Raw genomic sequence first — 26,592 nt, forward strand, 5'->3', positions numbered from 1 at the left:
GCTGACCTGGTGCCCGGCCGCCAGCGCCTTCTCCGCCTCCCGGGACACACGGTCGGCAGTGGCCAGCCACTCCGTGTACCAGCTGTCGTAATCACCCTCGCTGATCCGCTCCGCGGTGGAGACGACCTCACCGAAGTCCGCACCGCCATAGGCGATGTGACTCATCGAACGCAGGCTCTCGTACCAGAACTGGATGTTGTTCGGGAACAGCAGCTGCTTCATCGAGTTCTCCAGGTTTCTTCCGAAGCGCAGATATGCGCTTCTTCCTCTGTGCCGAGCACGCTCGCCCGGCCCTTCACCGCCACCCTCGCGGTGTGCCCTTTGGCGTGATCAAGAATCCGGCAGAGCGATGTCCACCTTCCAGGGCCAGCGGGGGCGACTACTGTCCGCTGCTGTCCACCCCTGTCCGTTGCCCGCCCGAAGCACCCGGGGCGCGGGTGGGAAGGCCACCGTCATCCACCACCTGCTCCACGATGGCCCAGGATGCGGATCCGGCAGGTGGCGTGATCGATGACGGCGAGAACGTACCGGCGCTGGCCCGTCAAGGTGACTGTCTCCATGAAGTCCATGGCCAGGAGGGCACAAGCCTGGGAACGTAGGAAGTCCGCCCAAGTGGTCGAGGTCCGCTGCGGCACGGGATCGATGCCCTCGCTTTGAGGATCTCCCAGACAGTGGAGGGGGCGATCCGGATTCCCAGGGTGGCAAGTTCGCCGTGAATGCGCCGATATCCTGCGGATCGCCCGCGAGAACGGCGCCTGGGGGCCACGCCGGAGGCGGACCATGGGCAGCGAGGAACGCCCGATCCGCGGGAGTGAACCTGAGCCCAGCTGCGCTGAGTTGCCGTTCGAGCGCAGTGAACTGGTGGCGTAGGGCCAGGATCTCGGCGTCCTTGGTATGGTCACTGATCGGCAGCGGTCGCAGGGTGGCCAAGGCGTTCGTGACGGCAAGGCAGGCGAGGCGTAGCAGCGCTGGCGATCATCATGCCACTCGGCGGCTCCGGGCTTGACAGCCGGCTGACCAGCGCGGATGACGTTTCCGGCACGCACAGGGTCGCTGCCAGGTCTCGCTCAAGCTCTTGGACGTGATCGGTGAGTGGCCGGAGTTCGGCCAGTTCATCGGCTCGTCGACCACGGCATCCCCTTTGTTCTCACTTCTGCGCACCCGCCCCTCTCGCCTCCTGACCAGGCTGCCGTTCTGGTCTGCCGGCGGAACCAGCGGCGATTCCAAGTGTCCCTGCATGAACCAGTACGGAAGCCATCGGTGTGGCCACCCCGGCGAAACCATCCGAGTCAAATCGACGAGGCAACGGTGTCGGCCGGAATGGCCTGCTCCGCCCAGATGATCTTGCCCGTCGTCGTGTAGCGAGTGCCCCACCGGCGGGCGATCTGGGCCACGATCAGCAGGCCCCGCCCTCCCTCGTCGGTGGTCCTGGCATGGCGGAGGCGTGGCGAGGTGCCGCTGGTGTCGGAAACTTCGCAGATCAGGCCACGGTCCAGGATCAGGCGGAGACAGACCGGTCCGGTTGCGTGGCGGATGGCGTTGGTGACCAGTTCGCTGACGATGAGCTCGGTGGTGAACGTCAGTTCGGGTATGCCCCACGCCGTCAGTTGCTGGGCGGTGAGGGCGCGGGCGTGCGCGACGGTGGCCGGCTCGCTGGGCAGATCCCAGGAGACGACGCGCTCCCGGGGCAGGGCATGGGTCCGGGCGAGGAGCAGTGCCGCGTCGTCGGACGGCGGATTGGCCAGCAGGTCGTCGATCACCCTGCGGCCGCTCTCCTCCAGTGTCGGCCGGGGCGCGGCGAGGACATTACCCAGCCGGGAGAGTCCGACGTCGATGTCCCGGTCGAAGGACTCGATGAGGCCGTCGGTATAGAGCGCGATGAGGCTGCCTTCGGCCAGTTCCATTTCGACTGACTGGAAGGGGAGGTACCCGAGGCCGAGTGGCGGTCCGGCGGGCAGGTCCACAATTTCGGCGCCGCCGTCCGGACCGACGATCACCGGCGGGAGGTGACCTGCCCGGGCCAGCGTGCACCGCCTGCTGACCGGGTCGTAGACGGCGTACAGGCAGGTGGCTCCCATGAACGCGGTACCCGCGGCGGCGTCCTCGGCTGCCGTCGATCCGTCGCTGCCTTGGGCCCCCATGAGGCCGATGACCAGGTCGTCCAGATGCGCCAGCAGTTCGTCCGGAGAGTGGTCGAGGTTGGCGAGCGTGCGGACGGCAGTGCGCAGGCGTCCCATGGTCGCCGCCGCGTTGATGCCGTGACCGGCCACGTCCCCGACGACCAGTGCGACGCGTGCTCCAGAGAGCGGAATCACGTCGAACCAGTCGCCACCCACACCAGTGGGGGCATCCGCCGGGAGATACCACGACGCCACCTCCAGAGCAGACCCTCCCGTCAGTTCCTGCGGCAGCAAGTAGTGCTGCATGGAGCGGGCGGCGGTGTGCTCGCGGGTGAAACGGCGCGCGTTGTCGATGCACACCGCGGCGCGGGAGACGAGTTCCTCGGCGAGACGTACGTCGTCCTCCTCGAACGGGCCCAATCGCCGGGAACGGGCGAACGTCGCCGCGCCCAGGGTGACCCCGCGCGCCCGCACCGGAACCACCATCACCGATTGGATGTCGTAGGCGCGGATGGAGGCGCCTGTCGACTCGTCCTCGGTCACCCACGGGCTGGTGGTCTGGTCCAGAGTCCGTTCCACGAGGGTTCTGCTCTCCAGCAGGCACCGGGTCACGGGCGAGGAAGGTGCGCGCCGAACCGCTTCTCCCACTGCCAGCGTCGCCTCGGGGCAGCCCTCACGCACCGACTGCTGCCCCGCGCGCCGGATGACGGGTGCCATACCGACCGGCCCGGGCGCCGGCTCCTCGCCTTTCGTGACCGAGTCCAAGAGGTCGACGGCGACGAAGTCGGCGACGGACGGCACAGCGTTGTCGGCCAGTTCCTGTGCGGTCCGTGTCACGTCCAGGGTGCTGCCGATGCGGGCGGCGGCGTCGTTGAGCAGGGCCAGGCGATCCTGGGCCCGCCAGCGCTCGGTGACGTCGATGACCATGTACCAGACACCCACGTTCCGGCCGTGGCGGTCCTTCATGGCGAAGAAGGAGGCGGAGCTCGCGCGGCTGTGGTCGGGGTCGGTGTGGCTGGGGCCGCGGTACTCGTAGTCCATCACCGGATCGCCGGTCTCCAGAACCTCGCGCAGCTTCTCCTCAAGGGCCTCGGCCTCCGCCTTCGGCAGCACTTCCGTCATCCGTCGGCCCAGCCGCCGTTCGAGGGGGATCTCGCGGTCCAGTGGCTCGTTGACCCAGACGTACCGCAGGTCCGTGTCGAGGACTGCGATGCCGACCGGTGCGTGGGCGAGGAAGGGAGTGAGCACCAGCTGGCTCACTCCGCCGCCCGGCATCCGCCAGAAGGCCGTTTTCGGGGGGCGGCCGACGAACCTGCCGAAGACCAGCGCGGCGACCGTGGCGACCAGGACGCCTGGGACCATCTCGTACACGCCCGACTCGAGAGGGCCGAGCAGCGGATTGATCTTCTTCCACAGCAGCACGGTTGCCGCACCCGACACGATCCCGGCCATGGCCCCGGCCCAGGTCATGCGCGGCCAGTACAGCGAGAGAAGGACGACCGGCCCGAAGGCGGCTCCGAAGCCTGCCCAGGCGTAGGCGACGATACCCAGCAGCCCGCCGCCCCTGAGCGCGATCACGAAGGCCACCACGGTCACGACGACGACAGCGGCGCGACCGACCCACACCAGTGCCCTGTCCGAGGCGCGCCGGTGGAGGAGCGCGCGGTAGAAGTCCTCGGTGAGAGCGACGGACGACACGAGGAGCTGGCTGTCCGCCGTCGAGATGATCGCGGCCAGTACGGCGATCAGCATCACCCCGGCGCCCCATGGATCGAACAGTGTCCGGCTCAGGGTGATGTACACCGTCTGCGGGTCGTTGAGCGGCGCTCCGGTCCGCGCGATGCCCACCAGGCCGACGAGCGTGGCGCCGGCGAGCACGACGATGACCCACCCTGTTTCGATGCGGCGGGCTGTGGGGACGGCGCCGGTACTGCGGATGCCCATGAAGCGGGCCAGGATGTGCGGCTGACCGAAATAGCCCAGACCCCAGGCGAGCAGGGAAGTGATCGCAACGACGCCGAGGGACCCGCCCGCTGACCACCGTCCGTCCATGAAGTCGACCTGGGCACCCATGTCCAGCAGGCTGGGTGTCTTGCTGTTGAGGGTGTCGCGCAGTGCCCCGAAGCCACCCAGTGCCCCAATGCCGACGATGGGGAGCACGAGCAGGGCGAGGAACATCAGTGTGGCCTGCATGACGTGCGTGAGGCTGACCGCGAGGAAGCCGCCAAGGCACGAGTAGATGACGATCACCAGGGCGGTCAGGGCGACTCCGAGCCCGAACCTGACATCGAAGATTTGCTGGAACAGCAGCCCGCCGGCCACCAGCCCACTCGCGACGTAGACGGTGAAGAACACAAGCGTGACCACCGCCGAGACCATCCGGAGCATCCCGGTGCGGTCCTCGAACCGCTCCTCCAGATAGGCCGACAGGCTCACGGCGTTCCCGGCGCGCTCGGTATAGGTGCGCAGCCTCGGCGCAACGAGCAGCCAGTTGAGGTAGGTACCGAGCACCAGGCCGACCGCGATCCAGCTGGCGCCGACACCGGCCGCGTACACCGCGCCGGGAAACGCAAGAAACAGCCAGCCGGACATGTCGCTGGCCCCTGCGGACAGGGCGGCAACAAACGCGCTGAGCCTGCGGCCCCCCAGCGCGAAGTCGGCGAAGGTACGAGTGCGGCTGTACGCCCAGACACCTGTCCCGACCATGACGGCCACGTACACGAAGAACGTGACCACGATCGGCGCACTCAAGTCGAACATACTGCCCTCACCTGCGTGGTTTCTGGGCACGGGCGCCACTGTCGCACGCCTGACAGCTCGTAGCTCCTCCTAGATAAATGTACAGATCTCGGTCACTTTGGACCGGAAACACCGCGCGCGCGGGGGCTCACGCGCTCACTGCGATGACCTGCCCCATCGGGCTTGGGCAACCCGATCAGGAGCAGCGTCACGTCGTCGTCATGCTTGGCCGTCTCCGGGATGAGGGTTCTGACCAACCGGTCAGCGGCGTGATCGAGGCTCTCCGCATCCGGGGGAACGCCCTTCAGCGCGTCGTTGAGAGTGTGGGCGAGGATGTCGATCTGGGCCTCGATGTCAGTGCCGGGTCTCTCGACCAGTCCGTCGGTGTAGAGCGCGAGAGTGCTGCCCGGTGGCAGCGGCTGGGTCGTCTGCCGGAACGGCACGCCGCCGCCACAGCACGAATCGTTGACGCCCAATGGCACACCGACCGGTGCCTGCAGCAGGCGGGCAGGCCCGTCCGGGGGCAGGACGATGACCGGGAGGTGTCCCGCCGAGCACAGGGTGACCTCATGGCCGCTCTGGTCCACCACCAGGTAGACGCAGGTGACGAGCTGGTCCGCCAGGTCACTGACGAACGCGTCCAACCCGGTCATCAGCTCACCGGGAGGTATGCCCATGCGGGCCAATGCGTGGGACGCGGCGCGCAACTGACCCATGACCGCCGCTGCCTCCAGCCCCCGGCCCATCACGTCGCCGACGACGATGCCGGTGCGGTCCCGGTCCAGGGGAATGACGTCGAACCAGTCGCCGCCGACCCCGGGGTCCTGGACGGACGCCAGATACCGGTGGGCGCTGGACAGGTGCGGCAGACGGGACGGCTCACCCATGAGACTGTGCTGCAAGGTGTGGGCAATTCGTCGGTGCTCCTCGTAGCGCTCGGCGCGTTCGGCCTCGACCTGCCTGCGTTCGGTGATGTCCCTCACGGACAGGAACACCAACGTCCCCTCGTCGGCCTGGAGCCTGCTGAGGCTCACCTCGACCGGGAACTCACTGCCGTCGCTGTGGAGCCCGTAAAGGCCCCGGTCCAGGACGATCGGCTTCGGGTCCGCCTGCCGCAGGTAGGCGCCGAGGAAGGCGCTGTGCCGTCGACGCCGCGAGACGGGAACCAGATCGATGACCTGGGTGCCGACGAGGTCGGCCGGCGCATGTCCGAACAATCGTTGCACCTGAGCGTTGGCCATGGCGATGGTGCCGTGGCCGTCCGTGATCAGGGTGGCGTCAGGCGCGGATTCCAGCAACGCCAGGAAGCGCTGGTGAGCGCGCCGGACCTCGTGCTGGGCCGCGACTCGTTCGGTGATGTCGGTGACCACGCCGCCTATCGCGTAGGGCTTGCCGGACGACGTGGTGAGCGGGAACAGACTGGTGAGGAGGTCCCGCGGGCCTCCCGGCAGGGTGAGCAGTTCCTCCCGCTGTACGGGGGTACCCCCTGCCAGCATCGCGAGGTCTGCGGCCCGCGCCTGACGCGCGAGGCCGGGCGGCATGACATCCCGGTCCCGGCGACCCAGTACCCGCTCGCGGGACAGGCCAAGGCTCTCCTCGAACGTCGTGTTGACCGCCAGAAAGCGCCCCTCCAGGTCCTTGATGAACACCACCGCGGGTGTGTGGTCCATGAACGCCTGCAGCAGTTCGTTCTGCCGCACCTGCCACTCCGCACGGGCGTGCGCCACCTCGATACGGCGACCCACGACCAAGACCGAGAAGATGACCGCGGTGAACACGGCCACATGCCCACACACCAGCAGCGCGGTACCCAGACGTGTCCCGAACAGTGCCGCGTCCTCACCGGCCAGGACGAGCCAGCCCAGCAGCGGCGGTACGACCAGGACGGTGGCGAACAGGCGGCGCCCCAGCGCCCCCGTCGTACCCGCGTTCATCAGCAGTCCGGCAGGACCCTGGTCCGGCCGGGCGAGGAAGGCGGCGATGCCCAGCAGCACCAGAGCCAGGCCGGTGTACAGGGCCATGCCTGTGTAGGCGCCGAACCGCTCCAGTTCAGGTACGGCGTACGCGAACCCGTACAGGCGCAGCATTCCCAGCGTGAGAACGGCCAGGCCCGGGACCTGACTCGTCCAGGCGGGAAGCCGGGACGAGCTCGCGCACAGGGCTGCCACGCCCCCGATCATCAGTGCCGTGGCCGTGTTCGATGCCATCCGTCCAGGCACCTCTGTCGCCACCCGCACCGTGTCGTCCCTGAAGAGCAGTTCATCGATGCCCAGGCCCACCCCGGTCACGTACTCCACAACGGTGAGCCCGCCGACGAAGGCCGCCAGGGCTGCGGCCCCACGGGCGGCGATCATCCACGGCGTGACGCATCCGCGAGCCACCAGAAACAGGGAGATTCCGAGTGCCAACAGCGCCACGGCGGTGTTGGCGTTCATGGTCGCGCCGGCACCGGGCCCGCGTCTCAGGACGTCGATGCCGAAGACCCAGCCGGACAGACCCGCCGCGCCCAGCACAGCGGCCACAACGGCGGCGCCCTGAGCCACGACTCGAGCAGCGTCCAAGGCGGACTGCTGGTACGGCAGGTCCGCGGCCTGCTCTGCTCCAAGCGCGCCGAGCAACTCGGGCGACTGCTGCTCTTCCGTCACAGAACACTCGTCTAGGTGGATGAACGACTGAATCGTCACTCACACCCTAAGTACTTTGACCGCTCAGCGCCCTGGTCCGCGTGCCCCTGCCCTCCCCCGGTCGTGCCCAGGACCGACTCCGTCAGCCGGTACGGCTTGACGCCGCTCTCGAGCCTGGCATTCCGGCTTCGTCGGACACTGTGGCCGTCGCCCACGAGGCGCTCCAACGGCCCGGCGGCCGTGACGCGATCGATCAAGGTCATGGCCGTCGGACCGATGGCGATACACCGAGCATGGCCTACCAAGTCGAGGGCCCGAGAGGTCCCGGAGGAGTCGCCCGCGATCTGCCCGCCCCGTCATGGTGGTCCCACGTCGGGGCGGCCCGTGAACGATCTTCCTTGAGCCAGGGTGACAAACCATCGGTGCCCGCTCGTCCACTGGTCAGTGACGCTGAGGCCAAGGTCCGCGGCCACCCTGCGGAGGGCTGCTCGTCCGAGCCGCGCCCAGGAAAAGGGAGGCTGGTCGGGACGCCGTACGGCACACCCACCCATACCTGTGCGACGCCTGCAGGCAGCGGTCCGTCACCGTCGAACGCCAGGCCGTCCAGGCCGAGCACGAGCACCGGGAGCAGGACCAGGCTGTGCCCGAGCAGAAGGCCGGCGGCCGGCTCTCACTCTTCCACACCTGACCGGGCAGCCCTCTCCCCCAGCAGCGCGGGCAAGTGTGGCTGAGCGCTTCAGCCGGCGGGTTTCTCCAAGCACGATCAGCGCGGTTCTCTCAGGTCGGCCCACGTCTTGTGCGCGTGACCAGTCGCAGCGGGCATCGGATCAGCGTTCCAGACCGTCAGGGGCAGCAGCTTCTTGCCGGTCGGTCCGATTGGGATGTGGGTGTCCAGCTGCGGTCTGGCAGCCACCCGCAACCGCCCCGACGCCATGATCCATCGCCGCCTCCGCTGTCGTTGCTGTCCGTTCTGTTCAGATCTCCGCGACGTCGAGAGCTCCGGCACCGCATCGACCACATTGCCGTCGGTCGAGGACGTGCCGCGCCGACTGTCATGCATCGCCGACTGTCAGCTCCGCCTCTCACTCTCCCGCAGCCCACTCCTTCGCTGTCCGACACCGGTGACTTGCCGCAGCCCTCCTGCGCTTCAGCAGCGTGGTCTTTCCCTGGAGCAGACGCTCTGCGGGCAAGGAGTAACGAAACGCGGAAACCGTACGGCCGACATGCCGCGCATGGCGTAATGAACCGCTTCGGCGGCTTCCCAGGTCACGTTGTGCGGAGGCGGTGACCAGCGTGGACACAGGAAGATAGGTGGCAAACCCGGCCATGGGCACGGAGAGCATTGACCGATCGGAGGGTTTCGGCGAGCGGCTGCTCGGCCTGCTGCTGGACAGAGCGCGGCTCCTGCCGCCCCAGATGATCGCTCCACTCATCGCGGAGGGGGTGGCCAGGATCGGCGGTCGTGACGTCTCCATCCTGCTCCAGGACTACGCGCAGGAGTTGTTGGTGCCGCTGCCGGGCACGAAACTGCATGTGGCCCAGCCCGAGCCGGTGACCGACTCCCCCGCCGGGCGGGCCTTCCTGCGCGGGGACAGGGTCGAGGTTCCGCAGGCCAGCGGCGGCGTCCGGATTTACCTGCCACTGCTGGACGGCAGTGACCAGGTGGGCGTAATGGCCCTCACACTGGACACAGTCGGCGACGACGACCGGCGCCTGCTGCACAGGCTCGCCAGCCTGGTCGCCGACATGCTGGTCACCAAGAACGCATACACCGACCAGTTCTTCCAGACCCGGCGTCGGGAGCCGATGAGCGTGTCCGCAGAGATCCAGTGGAGCCTGCTGCCGCCGCTGACGATGTCCGTGCCCCAGGTCAAGGTGGCCGGAGCCCTGGAGCCCGCCTACCGCGTCGCCGGCGACAGCTTCGATTACGCCCTCAACGGCAACATCCTGCACATGGCCGTCATTGATGCGATGGGCCACGGCTTGGACGCCGCCACAATGGCAACCGTGGCCATCGGCGCCTACCGGCATGCCCGACGCGTGTTCATCAGCCTGGACGAAAAGTACGCGTTCATGGATGATGCCATTTCCCGGCAGTTCGGGCCCGACCACTTCGTCACGGCGCAACTGATGCACCTGAACATCGCCACCGGTGAGATGGAGCTGGTCAACGCAGGCCACCCCGCGCCGCTGCTGATCCGCGGCGGCCGGGTCGTGCAGCAGCTGGAGAGCGCGACGACGCTGCCCGTCGGCTTCGGCGGTGAAATGCCCCGAGTCAGGGAGCACGTGCTCCAGCCAGGCGACCGGGTGCTCTGCTACACCGACGGCATCATCGACGAGCATGTCGCCAGCGGGGAGCCGTTTGGCGAGGAACGCCTCATCCGCTGCGTCAACCGCCTGGGGGAAGACCCGTCAGAGGGCGTGCGGGCGGATCTGCGCCGACTCTCCCACACCCTGAAGAGCGAGCGGGGCGGGCGCACCACCGACGACGCCACCCTTTTCATGATCGAGTGGAACGGGGGCACCGCCGACCACCTCGCGACCCTCGACTGAGCGTCTCGACGTCGACCGAGTCCGCGCCCGACACCGCCGCCCACGTCGACGACGATCCGTCTGCCAGCGGCGCCGCCTGGCGACGGGGTGGCCTCTCGTGCCAGAGCTCAGGCAACGCCAGGGGCCGGTGAGGGACAGCAGCCACCAGACCCCCAACACCAACGTGAACCGCTCCGGGGCGCACGTACTGGCCCAGGCCATCGTCGGCACCACCCGGGAACACAGGCTGGAGCTGACGGCACCCATGGACGTCACCGAGGAACACGGCCGCGGCGCCACCGGCAGCATGGACGAACATCAGGTCTCCGCCGGCCACCTCGGGCCCGCAGACGCACGTCCCACCTGGGTCAAGACGGTCGACAGCCGCGCCCTCCTCGACGGCGCGGCCGTCGCCTGACCTGTGCCGCCCTGCTGCGCGACCCCCTGTGCCATGACGCCCCGCGCACCCTGTGCCACCTGCGCACGGCCGGCATCGAGCGACTGCTATGCCAGCGGCAATGGTTCGGCTGCCCGAATAGTCGCCGTCCGCCTCGCCGCATGTGTGCGGCCTCAGCGGCGACTGTCACCCGGCGCGAGCGGACCGGCAAGTGCAGCGATCGCCGCCGGCGCGGCTTGAGGCAGCGGCGAACATTTTCCAGTTGCTCGTGCCGGGACCTCGCCAACAGCAACGCCCAGACGCCCCATGAACGCCGGCTCGCTGGATGTAGCCCGCCCGCGCAAGGCCCGGGTATCGAGCCCTGATGTCCCGGGCCTACTCCCCACTGGCCGGGTCAACCAGGTGGCGGACGCGGCCTGCTCCCCTGCCGGGCAGAAGCGATGCGGACCCCCGACACCCCCGCACGGCGCGTCATCCACTTCGGCTTTTCGATCCCGCGAGCTGTGTCGCGGAGCCGCGCTGCCCCATTCGTGACGCAACAGCGTAGACACGCCCCAGGGGCGCGAAGGGCTTCGTCGTGCTGCCCCGGCGCTGGAAGGTCGAACGGTCCATCGGCTGGATCATGAATGCCCGGCGCAACTGCCGGGAATACGAGCGGCTTCCGCGGCACGCCGAAGCCCACCTGAACTGGGCCTCCATCACGCTCGTGACCCAACGCCTGTCCCGGAAAGGCCCGCCCACCGACAACCGGACGAAGAAGAACCGGCCCGGCAACTGAACCCCGGGAACTGCTCCTCAATTCTTTCCGCGTCCCGTCCCCTCGGCCCTTTGCAGCGTGCGGTCACCAGGTTCTCCGGGCCGTGGCTCGGGGGCCCCAGGAGGCGCATGCGACGGTCGAGCGAGAGGTGAGGCCCAGCGCGGGGTTGTCTTTACCGTCCCGCATGTGGTTGAGCCAGCGTTCGTACCAGCTCAGGAAGTCCTGGGTCGAGGAGACGTTCGGGTGCCAGAAGCCCTCCGCGTTGCCGGTGACCACGCGGCCGGTGAGGGGTCCGGTCACGCCGATGAGGCACAGGTCCGTGCAGCCCATCTCAACAATGTGGAGGAACCGATCTCCTTGCAGCGCCTCTGGGTGGTCCACGTGATGGAATCCCCGCGGGGTGCCGTCCGAGGGCTGTCGGTCCATGGTGAAGAGCCTGCAGTCCTCCAGCGGAAGCATGCCGTAGAAGGGGCCGGCACCGCTGCCTCCGATTTCGACGAGGAACTCTCGGTAGGCCGACGGCAATGCGATGTGGTGTTCGCGCTCGAAGGCGTCGGCCTGCACGGAACTGACGCGCGGGCCAACACGAAACTCGTGGCGCTCGGCACCCATCGAGTGGCTGCGCTGTGCCTGGTATGGCACCTTCGCCAACTTGGAGCGTATGCGCGATATGCGGGAGTCCATCGGAGGATCTCTTCTCTCGTCTGCCACCACTCTACTGGGGCCTGAATGAGGCACCTCCGAGCGTGGTGAGGCAGGCCACGGCCTGCAGGAGCTCTCAACTCCGGCGCTTGGTGCATTCGCCAACTGCTGTCCTGAAGGCCATGTCCATAGGGAACATGGCGTCACGTTTGCGTCGATTCGTTTTCGGTCACGCGCCTACCCCCGCACCGCTCTACCCCACGTTTCCAGCAGTTCGCGCTCACGCCGGCTGCTGAGGCCGGCCCGACGGGGCCGGTCCAGACCCTGCTCCCGCTCCCAGCGCAGGGTCTGCGCCAGGAGCTCCGCCCGAGGCCGGTGCCGCAGGCCGGCCGCGGCCGCCGCTGCGCCATTGCGGGCGCTAAAGCCGACCCAGTCCGGGTCGGCCACCCACAGCGCGAGCGACTCCGGACCCATGGCCTGGACCACGTTCTGCCCGAGCAACCAGTCGTTGTCCGCCTCCACCACCGGCCCGGTGTGCCCGCCGATCTCCCTCGACAGCGCCACCCACTCCCCGAAGGGCACGATCGGGCCGACCGCGTTGTACGTTCCGGTCGTCCCCTTCTCCGCGCAGTCGAGCAACCATGCAGCGAGGTCTCGCGCGTCCACCACCTGCGTCGGGATGCCAGGGCAAGCCGGCACCAGCAGCGGGGCCAGCGGCTCGCGGGCCGCGCGGGCGACCCAATAGCCGCAGCGACCACTGCGATCACCGGGGCCGCCGATCAGCCCCGCCCGTGCGATGAGGAGCCGGTCGCCCACTGCGGCCGCCGCGGCCTCCTCGCAGGCCACCTTGGCCTCCCCGAACTCGGCGTGGTCGACCTCGTCCCGCTCGGCCGCCGGAAGCAGGTCCGCCGACTCGTCCGCCTCCAGCTGCGCATGCGAGGCATACGCGCTGACCGACGACACGTACGACCAATGGACCGCGCTCTCACCGAGCGCCGCCAGGGCCCCGCGGACGAAACCTGGCTGCCCCGAGACCTCGAGAACGGCATCCCACTCCTGTCCCGGCAGGCTTTCGTAAGCTGACGGGTCACGTCTGTCCGCAACAACCAACTCGGCGCCCTCGGCCACCTCGCCGCTCTCCCCGCGAGCCAGGCAGGTCACCCGGTGCCCACGTTCCAATGCCTGCCGCGAGACCTCGCGGCCCACCCACGCCGTTCCGCCCAGCACCAAGATCTTCATCGGGTCACTCAAACACGGACTGTGAGCACGCACATCCCTGCTTCGCCGAGAGCAGAGAGATCCGCCAGGGCGCACCGGGGCTGCCTGCCCCCAGACTCGTAACCCAATTACGATGCGGCGTTGTTGAGACGTCGCCAGGAGATGAGACCGCAGCCCAACGAGACAAAGACGTCGTGGAGTTCGAGGCGTCGCTCCCATCGCACGGCGCGGCGTTTGAACTCGTGAAGGAGGGCGAAGGTCCTCGACGCCACAGCGGAGCTTGCCCGGACCCTTGATTTTCGAGGCGCCCTGACGGGAGACCACCGCCATGATCCGGCGGCGCCACACCTCACGCCGCACCGCCCGGGAGTCGTACGCTCTATCATCCAGGACGCACTCGGGGCGCCGTCGCGGTCGGCCGGGCCGTCCGGCGACGGGCGGGATGCCATCGACCAGGTTCAGGAACTGCGTGAGTTGACGTCGGCAGTGGTGATGACGGGGAGTGGGGTGCCCTTGCCGTCGCAGATCAGACGGCGTTTGCTGCCCGCCTTCCGCCGGTCGACCGGCGACGGACCGGTCGCGGCACCCCCCTTTTCGCGCGGATATGGGAGCCGTCCACGCGCGCGGGTCCAGTTGAGTTCGCCGGCCGCGTTCAACTCGACAAGCAGTAGGCGGTGCAGCTGCTTGAAGACCCCGGCCTTCTGCCAGCGGTCTAGTAATGCTTCGTCAGGTCGCCGGCTTGAAGATCGTCCGCGGTGGGCGGTCCTTTCAGGCGAAACGGGGATGTCCGGCTCACTCATCCGCGGGCGGATTCCGATAACTGAGGGTGAAGTCCCCGAACGCCCCGTTCCCACCTCGGAAGGCACACCATGGCACACCCCGCCGACCGCTCCGCCCCGGATTTCGTCCCCCACTCCGCCGAAGCCGTACGGGAGCATCTGACCGCGGCCACCGCACTGCCCACCTTCCTCGCGGGCGCCGGCACCCTGACGCTGGCCGAGCGCCGCCTCATCGTCGACCAGGCCCTGCTCATGCTGGACCAGAACTACGTCCACCTGCCGCTCAAGTCCGCCATGTACGCCGTCAACCCGGTGCAGCGCCTACGGGTGCTGCACCGCCGACTGGAGCGGCAGACCGAGTCGACCAAGCCCCTGGAATGGCTGTTTCACGCCGAGCTGTCGGAGATCTTCCACTCGGTGCGGGACCTCCATACCAACTACCTGCTCCCTGCACCCTACGCAGGCAAGGTCGCCTTCCTGCCGTTCCTCGTCGAGCGGTACGAAGACGCGCAGGGGGAGCACTTCATGGTCACCCACGTGGCCCAGGGCTTCTCCGCCCCGGGCTTCGCGCCCGGCGTCGAGATCACCCACTGGAGCGGGATCCCCATCGCCAAGGCCGTCGACCTCAACGCCGCCCGCTTCGCCGGCAGCAACGCGGCCGCCCGCCGCAGCCGCGGCATCCAGTCGCTGACCCTGCGGCCGCTCGTCATGCACCTTCCCCCGTTCGAGGAGTGGGTGACCGTCAGCTACCTCGACGCCGACGGCACCGCGCGCGAGCTGCGCGAGAGCTGGCGGATCGTGGACAACAACCTCCTCCCGACGTTCGTCAGCGCAGCGGCGCCGACGGGAGCCGCGTTGGCCGTGGGCCTGGACCTAGACATGGACGAGGCCAACCGTGCCAAGGTGATGCTGTTCGCGCCGAAGGTCGTCGCACGGCAGCAAGCCCTCGAAGCGGGCGAGGCCGCCCCCGAGGTGCGGGCCGGCGAGATCTCCTCCTCGATGCCCAAGGTGTTCCGGGCGCAGGAGGTGGAGACAGCCGCCGGCACGTTCGGCTACATCCGGATCTTCACCTTCAACGAACTCAATGTGGAAGGGTTCATCAACGAGTTCGTCAGACTGCTCCGCGAGATGCCGGACCGTGGTCTGATCCTGGACGTCCGGGACAACGGCGGCGGCGTCATCTGGAACTCCGAACTCGCCCTACAGACCCTCACCCCCCGCCGCATCACCCCCGAGCCGACGCAGTTCATCAACACCCCGCTCAACCTGCGGATCTGCCGCAGGAACCAGGACGACCTGGGCGCCTGGCTGCCCTCCATGGAGCAGGCCGTGGAGATCGGGGCCACCTACTCCAGCGCCGTGGCCCTCACACCCGAGGACGGCGCCAACGCGATCGGCCAGCAGTACGTCGGCCCGGTCGTCCTCATCACCAGCGCCCGCTGCTACTCGGCCACCGACATCTTCGCCGCCGGCTTCCAGGACCACCAGATCGGCCCCGTCCTCGGCACCGATGAGAACACCGGCGCCGGCGGCGCCAACGTCTGGGAGCACAAACACCTCGTCGACCTCCTCACGGGTGATCCCGAGACGCCATACCGGCCCCTGCCGAAGGGCGCCGGCATGCGGGTGGCGATCCGCCGCAGCCTGCGGGTCGGCACGAACTCCGGCACGCCGGTGGAGGACCTGGGCATCACCCCGGACATCCCCTACCGGATGACCCGCCGGGACCTGATGGAAGGCAACGCCGACCTATTCGAGCGCGCCGGGGAGATCCTCAAGGGCCTCACGCCGCACGCCGTGAACATCACGAACGCGACCGCCGCCGGCGGTGCGCTGCGGCTCAAGGTCAAGGCCACCAACATCGACCGGCTGGACGTCTACGTCGATCAGCGCCCGCGCGCCTCCGTCGACCTGTCCGACGGCCAGGCCGACGTCACCGTCCCCGACGCGGCCACCGCCCACTCGGCGCGCGTGGAGGGCTTCGCCGGCGGAGAACTCGTCGCCACCAACACCGCCCAGCTCAACTAACAGAACATGCCCGGCACATGTGTGAGTTCGCGGTAGCCGTGCTCGATCTTAGCAGCGGGTAGGGGGCTGGTGCCCGAAGTCTCGGCGGGCCTGCCCGCCGAGACTGCCCAGGTACTGAACAAGGCGGGGGCTGAAGCCGTAGGCGCGGTAAACCAGGGGCAGGTAGCGGGGCACATCGACCGCTGCAGCCCTGGTCGACCGCCCGCGCAGCACGGCCTTGGCAACTTGTTCAGCTGTAACACCCAGAATCGTCAACGGCACCGCGGTGACCGCCAGGACAGCGGTGATCGGGAGCGACCACTCCCCCTCTCCAAGGAGGCAACCTGTTCCTCCAGGTCCTCGACCGCGTCATCAGTCTGGTCGCCGCGCTGCACGGGTAGCGCCAGATGTCCGTCGATATGGGCAAGGCTCATCTCTGGCGCAGATCGTCAGATGGGGGTACGGCGGGGCAGGGGGTTAGCATTTCCGGCGCCATGGCGCGGTGACGGCCGCGGTGCCTCGGCGGAGGGCTGATGCCACGCCATTCACCAGGCGGACCGGCCAACAGCGACGCGTCATACTGCCTCCCGCTGGGGACGGCCCGAGGGCACTTGGGGCATCGTCGGCCGGGGTGGCCGGCGCGGGCAGGGAGGCCGGTTCGGGTGCGGGCGTTGGGGGGACGGGCTGCCGGGTGGCTTCTGCGCGAACCCAAGCGGCGATGACGGCGTAGATGTCGCGAGACATGGTGAATCTCCTGCGGTCTGGACCGGTTGCTGGCAGCGCGGACTGGCCGTCGCTGCCCCCGCACGCGAGCCGGGCAGGGGGAGCGACGCGGCCGGGCCGGTCAGCAGCGCAGGACGTCGTACTGAGGGAGTTGGTCTCCGGCCCGGCGATGAGCCGAGGCTGGTGCCCGTCCTTGGGCGCCAAGGGCAGTGACCCGGGCGAGGGTGTCGCACACGACCCGATGCCAGCCGAGGACCGCCAGGCGGGAGCGGTGGCGGCAGGGCGAGACGATGGATGCCCGGTGCCCTCCGCCGTGATGCGGTGCGTCGCGCACCACGTCGAGGCCGCCGTCCGACGACGATGACACCTGCAGGGTCTCGCCGGTGTCATCCTCGTCGGACGTTGGCGTCAATGCCTGCGAATGGTGCAGGACAGCGCTGTCGCCGGTAGCAGACGGCGGCACATCAGCGAAGGCGGAAATGCACGTCGTGATCAGGAATGTCAGTAAGGCCACCAGCAGCGTACCGCGCACACCGCTGCGGGCCGCGTGTCGGCCGGTGATGACAGCGCTGGACATGCAGGGCCTCCCCCAGGGTGTCCGATAGAACAAATCCCCTGGACAAGGGACGACACACTCGACATAACCCAAAAGGGACCACATCGGCCTGTGAGGGGGTGAACGGAATCAAACCTCTATACGCATGCCGATGATTCAGCCGACCTGCGCCCTGCGACGCGAGCGCAGTCACGCGTCACCGCCCGCGTCCTTCGGTCCCGTTCGGTGATGCCGCGGGTGTCCTTGATGGGCAGACAACCCAGCAGGGCGCCGTTCGGGACGGTGACCGGGAAGCGGGAGTACCCGCCTCGAGCGCCACCCGCTCCGAGTCGCCTTGGCCAATGGTGTGCACGACCGTGCGCATCCGCCGTGCGGGGAAACGTCTCGCCGATCGGGCGGGTGCCCTGCTCCGGCACATCGCGGAACACCTCGCCGTCCGCGGGCTTCCGGCCGCCCTCGCCCCGCGGAGACGCCAAGTGGCACACAGGGGTGCATGAGGAAACGGGACCCCGTCACCCTGCCTTCGCCCCGCGATCACCCTTTGGCCGGTGCCCCGTCGGCCGGCCACCTGGTTGGTGGATACAGCGTCGCGCTCGCACCCGGCACGGCGTCCTGTGCCAGCACCGGAGGATCAAGTTACGCCTGGAATGTCCAACCGGGTGAAATGTGAGCTCCGGACGAATCCACTCCGACCAGGAGACCGTCGTGCCGGTCATGGACGTGATTCACGAGGTACACGTGTCGGAACCGGGCCTGGTGGTGGTCGACATCGCGGCCGCCGACGACGAGACCGCGTTCGCCTTTCACGCTGCGCTCGCCGCGATGTGGGCCATTACCACCGTCGAGCGCGCGAGCCGGGGCCCCGGGCGACTTGGAGTCCGACTCCGCTGCCACCTCGACCTGCGCCAGCCCCTCAAGCCTTGAACCACGCCACCTCCGGTGCGGTGGACGGCTCCGCCGCACCGACGCGTTGCCGAACCCGAAGCCACGGCATGGTCGGACAGGCCTCCTGGCTCACCGTTCGGATCGATTGGTGCAGGTCATCACCAACGAACGGACAAGCCCGAGGCCGCATGATCAACCACTTCTGTTAGGGCCAGTAGACGGGAAGGCCATCGTTGTCCGTGCCTGTCGGGCATGCTTCGGGGAGTGTGACTGATAGGCCGATGCTCTCCATAGCGGCTTGGAAGGGGACTCCGGGAGGGGTTGCCGCTGACCAAATCACAGAGGTACAGGTGCTGGTGTCGCAGTTTCCCCCGAATGTGAAAAAGTCGCCACTCTCCACGGACTTGCAGCGGCACACTGCGTTTCTCGGGTTGTACGGGTCGATTTCACACTCCACGTCCAGACAGTTTGCCCATTGTGCTCGGGATGTGCAGGTCATGGTGCGGGTATGGTGGCTGGTATTTTGTGTCGAGAACGTCGAAACCAATCTCCTGTCGACTGGTGCCCGTTCTGCACACGAGGTATAGCCGTAGGAGTACCCGTATTCGACCACACAGCGGCAGATGAGGATGTTCGGGTCGCTCGGCGAGGGTTTGCAGGCGGCTTTGGTGCACAGCGCGTAGCGCTGTTTGCAGAGCCATCCCCCAGCGAACTTCACTTGCTTTGGGCGCCAGTTCGCCCAAGTAAGGCCGCGGGCTGTCGCGCGGGGGGAGAAGACGGCGGGCACCACCATGGCCGAGGCGAACAACAGCGCGCGTCGTGCGATCGTTGATCTACCACGCGGTTGGAGTGCTCCGGCCACCAGATCGGCGATCTCTGCAGACCCGACTGCCGGCGCGGCGGCGAGGATCTGGTCGGTGTCGATCAGCAGTGCGCTGGGGGTGGCGGTCAGACCGTAGGTGGTGAGCAGCATTCGGTCTTCGTCTACGAGTAGGTTCCGCAGCCCGTGCTCACGTGAGACGGCAACGCCGCCCGCGGAGGAACCGCCGTTCACGATTGCGATGGTCAGCCGTTCTGCATGGTCCTGTTGCCACCGGGCCACCTGTGGCAACAGCGCGTCGCACGCGCTGCACGCGTGATCAGTAAAGAGAAGCAGGAGTGGCTGACGCGCGGCGGCAAACAGTTTGTCGAGAGTCCATACTTGTCCCGCTGCGTCAGGCAGCGAAAAGCCCGGTGTGATCATGCCGGGTCGCACTTTCCTGGATCGCTTGAGTCCCAACACCACCCAACACGCCGCTGCGATGGTCCCTAGGCCCGTGAAGAACCATGGGACACGTCCGTCGATTGCGACGAATCCCGCCGTAACTACGAGGAGCCCGTTGCGTGCGAGCGTGCTCCACCCAACCGGCGTGGCGCGTAGCCCTCCGAAGCAGTGGCAATCCGGGGTCCGGCCGCGTGCCATGCTCACCACGATGGCCAAACAGAACGTCAGCAACAGACCGAGCGCTCCAAGCGCACCGATTCTTGCCCACGGGTTGACCATAAGGGCCAAGGCTGTAACGAACTCATAGAAGATGAGAAGGTATCCAAGCAGCATTCCAGTTCGAGCGGGCAGGCCGAAGCTTACGATTGCGTGAGGCAGCCTCTTGTGGTCCATGAGTTTGGCGATCCCTGCGACCCCGAAGACCGCAGCCAACACCAGCCGTTATGCCAGGACCATACCCGCTCACTCCAACCGTTCTGGATGCCCTCCGGACGGAGCGCAGGCATCACGCACACATACCACGGCTCCCCGATCGACTCGTACCGCCTTGCGAGGCCGCGAACAACACTCCACCGGTCAGACTCACCCAGACGGCCGTGAACCCGGCAGCCGATCGACATCGATGGCGTCCGTTGAAGGTCCTCGGCTGGTTCCGACGCTGAGTCATCGCTCCAGGTCAGCGTGTCAGACACGTTGGCTGATTGGTTGTCCGGGGCGTCATCCAGTGAGACCAGCTCCCAGCTGTGCCTCAGTAACCGGGGCGGACTACCCCTGGCGCCGGACCTCTGCCGGAGTGATGTCCCAGGAACTGTGCGCGAGCTCCCCTGGGTTGGAGAACGATGCCCAGCTCAAGACCGTATCTCCAGCGCGCTGCGCGCCCCGATCGAACCCGAAGTCGGACCAGCATAGGTCGTTCGTAGGGCAGTACCTCCAACTCAAGTCCCGCGCTACAGCGTGCGCCTCCATCTCCGCGTCAAGCTCTGACGGCACACGGCCGATCAGGCGGATCCCCTCACAAGTGACCTGAGGACCACGCAGCCCATCGACGAGCACGCAGGTCAAGCCCACGCCTTCGATGAAGTAGCAGTTCACGGCAGGTCGATGCTCGTCCGGCTCAGTCCTGCGGAACACGACTCGCCACTGCGCACGCTGCGGGTTCCAGCGCTCGATCTCGCGTTCCTCGGCAACAAAGCCATGCCCCGCCATGATCGTGACCGCTTCATGTCGATCGACCCCGAAGTTCAGCGGTCCAACCGTCTGGCGGGGAACGTATCCCCACTGCTCCCGGTCCGAGTCAGCGAGCACCGCCCAATAGTCCGTGTTCACCGCACCATGATCGCCCACACGACCCTGGCGACACAATGCGACCGGCACCCGGGGGAAACGCTCTAGTCCGACTCCCTGCTCTCGCCTTTCGCCCCCAATCAAGACATCGTCTTACTTCGGAAGGGACCGCCGGCGCTCACCACTCGAAGGTCTTCCACTCCTGTTGGGGGATGCAACCCTCCGTGGTGTCCCCGCAACGGTCGGCCCATGCTTCGGCCACCATCACCGGACGGCTCAGCACGAGATCGCCAGCCCGCTGAGCCCGAAGCACCAGACCAAGCTGCACCGAGCACGGATCGGCATGCTGCGAGTAATGCAGTTCCTTCTTGTGCGTCTTGAGGTACTCGATGAACAGATCCTCCACCCGTGATGGCACCTGCCCCACGAGTGCCAACCCGTCCAGGTTTACCTGCGGCCCACGCAGCGCGTTGACGGCAATGCCTGCCAGGCCAATCGATTTGTTGTAATACACAGTTACAGCTGGCCCGAAAAACCTTGCATCAAGGCACTCCTCAAACCAAAAGTCAGCCCGCACCTCGTTCCCGGGAAAACCCGCCAGTAGACCGGTCTCCAGGACGCCATCAACTGCCGCCTCCGCCTGCTCGTGTGTCATGCCGAACTCCAGTGGCCCGACACGTTCGAACGGCGTGAACGCCCACGGGAGACGCTGCTCCTCCTCCAGCACACCCCAGACGTCCGTCACCACGATCAACCTCCGGTCAGTAGAGCGCCCCAAGCCTGGACAGCCAGCAGCGCGACGATACCGGGCCTGTTCGATTGGAGATGCAGCGGTGTCTCGGCGCATTCACCCCACCACAGCCGCCCCCGGAAGGCCAAGGCCGCGTCGTGGGCTGGCACGCGCTTCGCCGAGGAGCGCTATGCGTTCTGGTAGTGCGAGCGCGTCGCGCGGTGACGTCCGGGAGATAGCGACCTCTTAGCCGCTGGGGACCTGTCTCATCCGCTCACACGGTCGGTTCGGCTTAGCGGACGCCTGCGTTGGTGATATCAAAGTGATCGGGATTGGTGCCGGCTGCTTTAGCAGCTCGCTCGATCTTCGCGCACTGGGCTTTCCAGAACACCGCGTCTCGCTGCGGAGTCGCGTATTCGGCTGTTATCCCTGTCGAGTCGTCGAGTTGCTCGCGCAGGATGTCGGCGTGTCCGGCGTGCCGACTGGTCTCGGTGAGCACGTGAACCAAGATGTTGAACAGCTTCACGTTGGGGCGTGGCCACCAGGGCACGCAGCCAGGAGCGTCGATGGCGAGGGTGGTGATCGTCGCGTCCGAGTGCTCCCATACTCGACGGTAACGGTCGACAATCTCCCTACGCGTCTCATGCTCGGTCGCCCACATGTCGGCACCGGACTCCCCGGCGTCGTCCCACCGAGGCAGAGGTTCAGGGAAAGGCCGGTCGAAGACCTCGCCGAAGTACCTGGACTCCCAGATCGAGAGGTGCTTGACCAGGCCGAGAAGGTTGGTACCCGTCGAGGTCAGGGGGCGTCGGATGTCGTACTCGCCGAGCCCGTCGAGCTTCCAGAGCATCGCGTCGCGAATCACTCGCAGATCGTTGTGGAGGTACTCTTTCGCGAAATCATCGATCACGGGGCATGAGCCTGTCATGCGCCGCCGACAGGCTCAACCTCCAACCGGCTCCACTGCCAGGCGGAACCGCCTGCCTGGGGCATGCCGCAGAGAGATGGTGTGTGAAGCATCAGCACTTCACGACACCACGAGTCCAGCCTCAGTAGTTCAGAGAAGACTTCTGGGTTATGAGCCCAGCGGGCTACCGAGCTGCTACACCCCGCGTCGGTAGCTCCACCCTAGGCAACCCCTTCCACGCGGCCAGCCGAATGTCCTCTGCAATGGACAGCCCGCCTGGCGCGGGGCCAGGTTCAGTTGGTGCAGGCATCCAGCATGGAGGACAGAGCCGACTTCTCCTCGTCGGTGGTGGTCAGAGGGTTGGAGAATTGCGCCAACGAGACAACCGCGCCCACACCACGGTGCGCTACGCGGGTTGACCACCTGGGACAACTCCCCCACCACTCCGTCAGCCCGGCGGTCACGGCACGCACGACACCGTTTCAGCGCCGAAGAAGACCCAGTTAGTGAAGTTGTACTGCCTCGCCGGGAAACCCCAGCCGCCGCTATACGTTCGATCCTGGTCCTCGGCGCTGACGATCTCCTTGACCTGGGCAAGCTGCCGGTCGTCGCACTCCAGCCAGCCTCTGATTCGGACAAAAACGCCCATGGCGATCGCTTTCCCGTGCCCTGGGCACTGTCCTGTTCCACGTCCACGATGATGGCAAATCGAACGATAGACGGAATGAGCTCGACCGCGCAAAGGGCTTGGCTGGCTCCAACATGCTGAGCACGTTCGTCCGTACTCGGCCGAGCACTTCAACGAGTACGCCGACAACCGCCCCAATAGCAGTTTGATTTGGCTCCGTCGCCCTGGGGGACTCGGTCGGTTCGGTGGGCTCCGTGCTCGTGGCCGGCGCCGAGGCGGATGGCGGGGCGGTCGGTTCGCCGGCCCCCGCGACCGCCGACAACGACGAGGGGGCCGACGACCTCTTGGCCTTTGCAGTGGAGGCCGTTGGCATGGCGGAAGCGGACGGCGGCCGAGTGCCGGCCGCGGCAGACGCCGGGCCGGTGCCGAGTACGCCCGCGCACAGGCCGGGCGCCAGGGCCGGAACCCATCTGTACCTGGAACGCAACTGGGTGTCTCTCCATCTTGGAGGAGGCCGAACGATGAGCGGTACCGAACGCCTCGGAATCGCAAGCCAGTTTGACATGAAGATTAGTGGCATATGAGCCATCAGTTCCTGATATGGCATTAAATATCAGACAGGTAGGCGATGGACCGACTCCGTACAGCCGCGTGGACGGCACTCCCGCTCCTGCTGCCCCTCCTGGCGGCTGGGCCGGTCTCGGCCTCCGCGTCGGCACCGTCGCTGCCGTTCGGAAGTGTCCGATCGGTGCATCCCGGCGACGCACTGACGGTCGAGGCCAAAGAGGGTGAGGCCGGTTACGCCGACATCATCGAATCACCTGCGTTCATCGCAGCAGGGAAGCTGCGCATGATGAACCCGCTGCTGACCACCGCCGTCACCATCGCATGCGAAGCCCGGCCGGGCACCTACACGGTCATCAAGAGGGGCGCCGGAGACCTGGGCCCGGACGAGCATCCCTTCCGCTGGGCGCGTGTACGTGTCGAACCGGCCGACGAGGCCGCGCGCAGCGCCTGTCGCGACAAGGTGACGAAGATGCCCTCGCCCAACCCGGAGGAACGCTGGGCTCCGGACGACACCTGGCCCCAGTCGGAGTGGGACGTGCGGCCCTTCCGGGCCGGCAGTCGCATAACGATCACACACAACTTCGACGAGGGAGCGGACGGGGACATCACCCTCACCTCCCGTGCGTTCACCGGCCGGCCCGTCCTGCGCGGCGACAAAGCCGTCCTGACCGCCACCACCGCCCTCAAGTGCGACGCCGCGCCCGGGCTCTACGTCGTCTACCGGCACGACGTGGACCAGTCCGGTCCTGACAAGGCGTGGGCCCGGCTGCGCATCGCCCCCGCCGCACGTGCGGCCGCCTGCTCCACGGAGGCGGCGGCGCACCCCTCCGGGACATCCCGTACCGCGCTGGTGGCCTGGACCGCGGGCGGTGTACTCCTCGCCTCAGCAGCGGGTGCGGCGCTTCTCCTGCGGGCTCGCTCCCGCCGCCTGAAGTCCACCTGCGCAGGTGCTCTGCGCCACGACTCTCGACGACGGCGCGGGGACCGTCGCCCGAGCCGCTGATGCGATCAGCGTTGTCGGTCGCTCGTTTTGTGTCAGAAGCCGGGGTCAGCCGATTTCGGTGACCTGCAGCGCCGTGGTCCAGTTGTTCTTGATCGCGCTGCGGACGGACGACAGGGTGTTGGTGCCGACGCAGACGGCGTTCTTCAGCTTTGTCTCCGCTCCGTCTTTGGAGTGGGCGGTCTGGGAGCCGGTGTAGGGCTCGGGCACGAGACCGGCGGAGCCTGGAGCCGATACGCCCCTGGAGATCACGCAAGGTCACCAGCAAGCTGGAGGTCAGCTCGTCGCGTCGCCCTTCGGCCGGGCTGGCTGTCCCTCTCCAAGAGGAGAGCCTGAGGTCCGTTGAAGAGCCGTGTACGAACTGGCCGTCAGGGAAACCTGATTGAGGGGAAGTTCACGCGCGGCTGTCGCCGCGGCGGCTGGGGGGAGCGGACGGTGGCTCGTGCTGTCGGGATCGACCTTGGTACGACGCATTCTGTGGTGAGTGTTCTCGAAGGTGGTGAACCGACCGTCATCACCAATGCGGAGGGTGACAGGTCCACGCCCTCCGTCGTCGCCTTCACGAGGAACGATGAGGTGCTGGTCGGTGAGGCGGCCAAGCGGCAGGCGGTGACCAACACGGACCGCACCATCTGCTCGGTCAAGCGCCACATGGGCACCGGCTGGCAGGTAGGCATCGACGGCACGGACTTCACGCCGCAGCAGATCAGCGCGTTCATCCTGCAGAAGCTGAAGCGGGACGCCGAGTCGTACCTGGGCGAGCTGGTCACCGATGCGGTGATCACCGTCCCGGCGTACTTCAGCCACTCCGAGCGGCAGGCCACCAAGGAGGCCGGCCAGATCGCGGGGCTGAACGTCTTGCGCATCATCAGTGAGCCGACCTCCGCCGCTCTCGCCTACGGCTTGGACCGGGACGATGAGACAGTCATGGTGATCCACTTCGGTGGCGGCACCTTCGACGTGTCGCTGCTGGAGATCGGCGACGGCGTGGTGGAGGTGAAGGCCACCAGCGGCGACAACGCACTCGGCGGTGATGACTGGGACCAGTGCATCGTCGACCATCTGGTCAAGCGATTCGCCGACGACCACGGCGTCGATCTCGCCGAGGACAGGACAGCGCTTCGGCGCCTGCGCGAGGCCGCGCAGAGGGCGAAGGTCGAGCTCTCTTCGACCGCCGAGACCACGATCGACCTGCCCTATATCGCGGCTTCCGCCGAGGGCCCGCTGCACCTGGACGAGAGGCTCACCCGGGACGGGTTCCAGCAGCTCACGGTCGATTTACTCGAGCGCTGCAAGGCGCCGTTCCACCACGTCATCCAGGATGCCGGTATACCGCTCGCGGAGATCGACCACGTCGTCCTCGTCGGCGGCTCGACACGCATGCCTGCGGTCATCGAGCTGGTCGACGAACTGACCGGCGGCAAGGAGCGCCAACGCGTCCGTTCGGACGACCCGGTCGCCGTCGGCGCAGCCCTCCAGGCCGGTATCCTCAAGGGCGAGGTCAAGGGCGTCCTGCTGCTCGACGTCACCCCGCTGTCCCTCGGTATCGAGACCAAGGGCGGCATCATGACCAAGGTCATCGAGCGCAACACCACGATCCCGAGCAGGTGGTCCGAGATCTTCACGACGACACGGGACAACCAGGCGGCGCTGGAGATCAAGGTCTACGAGGGCGAGCGCGAGCTCACGGCGAACAACAGGAAGATCGCCACGATCAAACTGACCGATCTGCCTCCGGCGAAGGCCAACGAGCCCGAGATCGAGGTCACCTTTGACATCGACGCCAACGGCATCATGCACGTGTCCGCCAAGGACCTGCGCACCGGCCAGGAGCAACGCGTTACGGTCACGGGTGGATCCGCCCTGCCAAAGGCCGACCTTGAGCGCATGGTGCGTGAGGCCGGGCGGTACGCGGAGCGGGAGCGTCAGCGCCGTAAATCCGCCGAGACGCGCGACCGAGCCCATCAACTCGTCTACGCCACCGAGAAGTTCATTCAGGACCACGCGGACACGGTGCCGGGCGACATCAAGACCGAGGCCGAGGCCGCGGTCAGAGAGGTCAAGGAAGCCCTCAAGAACGGGGACGACGCGGCCGTCCGCGAGGCCACCGAGAAAGCCACCATCACCGCGCAGAATCTCCACCGTTGAGGCACCACTGAGGTTGCGTGGACCATTGAGTGCTCCGCGCAACCCGTACCACCAACATCGTGCTCGTACGAGACCGACCGCTGCC

The 26,592-nt window shown here is 67.4% G+C and carries 17 protein-coding genes and 4 pseudogenes; 7 read left to right on the plus strand and 14 right to left on the minus strand.

The window, feature by feature from the left end; all coding sequences use genetic code 11:
* The 4 genes and pseudogenes from IPZ69_RS17210 to IPZ69_RS17225 all read right to left on the minus strand — a co-directional run.
* Positions 1-222 (minus strand): annotated as a pseudogene (locus tag IPZ69_RS17210) (dipeptidyl aminopeptidase); the annotation flags it as partial.
* Positions 223-476: 254 nt separating this feature from the next.
* Positions 477-966, minus strand: a pseudogene (locus IPZ69_RS17215) (integrase); the annotation flags it as partial.
* Between the two features lie 323 nt (positions 967-1,289).
* Entirely contained in the window at positions 1,290-4,880 is a 3,591-nt protein-coding gene (gene putP / locus IPZ69_RS17220; RefSeq protein ID WP_235455017.1) for a sodium/proline symporter PutP, read from the minus strand.
* A gap of 92 nt (positions 4,881-4,972) precedes the next feature.
* Positions 4,973-7,504: a SpoIIE family protein phosphatase gene (locus IPZ69_RS17225; RefSeq protein ID WP_235455018.1), complete on the minus strand. Its 2,532-nt coding sequence runs from the start codon at positions 7,502-7,504 to the stop codon at positions 4,973-4,975.
* Between the two features lie 1,305 nt (positions 7,505-8,809).
* Between IPZ69_RS17225 and IPZ69_RS17230 the strand changes: the two genes are divergently transcribed.
* The 3 genes from IPZ69_RS17230 to IPZ69_RS17240 all read left to right on the plus strand — a co-directional run bounded on the left by IPZ69_RS17230 (position 8,810) and on the right by IPZ69_RS17240 (position 11,190).
* Positions 8,810-10,036: a PP2C family protein-serine/threonine phosphatase gene (locus IPZ69_RS17230; protein WP_235455080.1), complete on the plus strand. Its 1,227-nt coding sequence runs from the start codon at positions 8,810-8,812 to the stop codon at positions 10,034-10,036.
* A 97-nt stretch (positions 10,037-10,133) separates the two neighbouring features.
* The gene (locus IPZ69_RS17235; RefSeq protein WP_235455019.1) at positions 10,134-10,433 is read left to right on the plus strand and encodes a hypothetical protein; all 300 of its coding nucleotides are present in this window, start codon (positions 10,134-10,136) and stop codon (positions 10,431-10,433) included.
* 556 nt (positions 10,434-10,989) lie between these two features.
* Positions 10,990-11,190, plus strand: a complete 201-nt coding sequence (locus tag IPZ69_RS17240) for a hypothetical protein (protein ID WP_235455020.1) — start codon at positions 10,990-10,992, stop codon at positions 11,188-11,190.
* A 63-nt stretch (positions 11,191-11,253) separates the two neighbouring features.
* Here the strand turns inward: IPZ69_RS17240 and IPZ69_RS17245 are convergent, their stop codons facing one another.
* Both IPZ69_RS17245 and IPZ69_RS17250 read right to left on the minus strand, forming a co-directional pair.
* Entirely contained in the window at positions 11,254-11,853 is a 600-nt protein-coding gene (locus tag IPZ69_RS17245) for an SMI1/KNR4 family protein (RefSeq protein ID WP_235455021.1), read from the minus strand.
* A 195-nt stretch (positions 11,854-12,048) separates the two neighbouring features.
* Positions 12,049-13,050: an NAD-dependent epimerase/dehydratase family protein gene (locus IPZ69_RS17250; protein WP_235455022.1), complete on the minus strand. Its 1,002-nt coding sequence runs from the start codon at positions 13,048-13,050 to the stop codon at positions 12,049-12,051.
* An 848-nt stretch (positions 13,051-13,898) separates the two neighbouring features.
* Between IPZ69_RS17250 and IPZ69_RS17260 the strand changes: the two genes are divergently transcribed.
* Positions 13,899-15,836 (plus strand): S41 family peptidase, encoded by a 1,938-nt coding sequence (locus IPZ69_RS17260; protein ID WP_235455023.1) that lies wholly within the window; start codon positions 13,899-13,901, stop codon positions 15,834-15,836.
* Positions 15,837-16,659: 823 nt separating this feature from the next.
* Here the strand turns inward: IPZ69_RS17260 and IPZ69_RS17265 are convergent.
* Positions 16,660-17,115, minus strand: coding sequence for a hypothetical protein (locus tag IPZ69_RS17265; RefSeq protein ID WP_235455024.1), 456 nt, complete (start codon positions 17,113-17,115; stop codon positions 16,660-16,662).
* A gap of 693 nt (positions 17,116-17,808) precedes the next feature.
* Between IPZ69_RS17265 and IPZ69_RS17270 the strand changes: the two genes are divergently transcribed.
* Entirely contained in the window at positions 17,809-18,018 is a 210-nt protein-coding gene (locus IPZ69_RS17270; protein WP_235455081.1) for a DUF6207 family protein, read from the plus strand.
* A gap of 166 nt (positions 18,019-18,184) precedes the next feature.
* Here IPZ69_RS17270 and IPZ69_RS17275 read toward each other — a convergent pair whose 3' ends face one another.
* The 6 genes and pseudogenes from IPZ69_RS17275 to IPZ69_RS17300 form a co-directional block, all read right to left on the minus strand.
* Entirely contained in the window at positions 18,185-19,222 is a 1,038-nt protein-coding gene (locus IPZ69_RS17275) for a peroxiredoxin family protein (RefSeq protein WP_235455086.1), read from the minus strand.
* Between the two features lie 114 nt (positions 19,223-19,336).
* Positions 19,337-19,678: pseudogene (locus IPZ69_RS17280) on the minus strand (MauE/DoxX family redox-associated membrane protein); the annotation flags it as partial.
* A 330-nt stretch (positions 19,679-20,008) separates the two neighbouring features.
* Positions 20,009-20,569 (minus strand): hypothetical protein, encoded by a 561-nt coding sequence (locus tag IPZ69_RS17285; RefSeq protein ID WP_235455025.1) that lies wholly within the window; start codon positions 20,567-20,569, stop codon positions 20,009-20,011.
* A gap of 136 nt (positions 20,570-20,705) precedes the next feature.
* Positions 20,706-21,275, minus strand: coding sequence for a hypothetical protein (locus tag IPZ69_RS17290; RefSeq protein ID WP_235455026.1), 570 nt, complete (start codon positions 21,273-21,275; stop codon positions 20,706-20,708).
* A gap of 274 nt (positions 21,276-21,549) precedes the next feature.
* A complete protein-coding gene (locus IPZ69_RS17295) occupies positions 21,550-22,167 on the minus strand; it encodes a DinB family protein (protein WP_235455027.1) in 618 nt (205 codons plus the stop codon).
* 457 nt (positions 22,168-22,624) lie between these two features.
* Complete coding sequence (locus tag IPZ69_RS17300; RefSeq protein ID WP_235455028.1) at positions 22,625-22,813, minus strand: hypothetical protein; 189 nt, start codon at positions 22,811-22,813, stop codon at positions 22,625-22,627.
* 727 nt (positions 22,814-23,540) lie between these two features.
* Here IPZ69_RS17300 and IPZ69_RS17305 point away from each other — a divergent pair.
* Positions 23,541-24,362, plus strand: a complete 822-nt coding sequence (locus tag IPZ69_RS17305; RefSeq protein WP_235455029.1) for a hypothetical protein — start codon at positions 23,541-23,543, stop codon at positions 24,360-24,362.
* 45 nt (positions 24,363-24,407) lie between these two features.
* Here the strand turns inward: IPZ69_RS17305 and IPZ69_RS17310 are convergent, their stop codons facing one another.
* Positions 24,408-24,569 carry a hypothetical protein gene (locus tag IPZ69_RS17310; RefSeq protein ID WP_235455030.1) on the minus strand — a complete coding sequence of 54 codons (162 nt, stop codon included), beginning with the start codon at positions 24,567-24,569 and terminating at the stop codon, positions 24,408-24,410.
* Positions 24,570-24,794: 225 nt separating this feature from the next.
* On the opposite strand from IPZ69_RS17310, the pseudogene dnaK reads away from it, so the two are divergent.
* Positions 24,795-26,498 (plus strand): annotated as a pseudogene (gene dnaK / locus IPZ69_RS17315) (molecular chaperone DnaK); the annotation flags it as partial.
* Between the last annotated feature and the right edge of the window lie 94 nt (positions 26,499-26,592).

It is taken from the genome of Streptomyces olivochromogenes, from assembly GCF_021538895.1.
In the GTDB taxonomy this organism is placed as follows: Bacteria; Actinomycetota; Actinomycetes; order Streptomycetales; family Streptomycetaceae; genus Streptomyces; species Streptomyces olivochromogenes_A.

Excerpts from the sequence above, each read along its gene's own strand:
- putP (WP_235455017.1), bottom strand. The coding sequence starts at position 4,880 with ATGTTCGACTTGAGTGCGCCGATCGTGGTCACGTTCTTCGTGTACGTG.
- IPZ69_RS17230 (WP_235455080.1), top strand. The coding sequence starts at position 8,810 with ATGGGCACGGAGAGCATTGACCGATCGGAGGGTTTCGGCGAGCGGCTG.
- IPZ69_RS17245 (WP_235455021.1), bottom strand. The coding sequence starts at position 11,853 with ATGGACTCCCGCATATCGCGCATACGCTCCAAGTTGGCGAAGGTGCCA.
- IPZ69_RS17250 (WP_235455022.1), bottom strand. The coding sequence starts at position 13,050 with ATGAAGATCTTGGTGCTGGGCGGAACGGCGTGGGTGGGCCGCGAGGTC.
- IPZ69_RS17260 (WP_235455023.1), top strand. The coding sequence starts at position 13,899 with ATGGCACACCCCGCCGACCGCTCCGCCCCGGATTTCGTCCCCCACTCC.
- IPZ69_RS17265 (WP_235455024.1), bottom strand. The coding sequence starts at position 17,115 with ATGTCCAGCGCTGTCATCACCGGCCGACACGCGGCCCGCAGCGGTGTG.
- IPZ69_RS17270 (WP_235455081.1), top strand. The coding sequence starts at position 17,809 with ATGGACGTGATTCACGAGGTACACGTGTCGGAACCGGGCCTGGTGGTG.
- IPZ69_RS17275 (WP_235455086.1), bottom strand. The coding sequence starts at position 19,222 with ATGATCACACCGGGCTTTTCGCTGCCTGACGCAGCGGGACAAGTATGG.
- IPZ69_RS17300 (WP_235455028.1), bottom strand. The coding sequence starts at position 22,813 with ATGGGCGTTTTTGTCCGAATCAGAGGCTGGCTGGAGTGCGACGACCGG.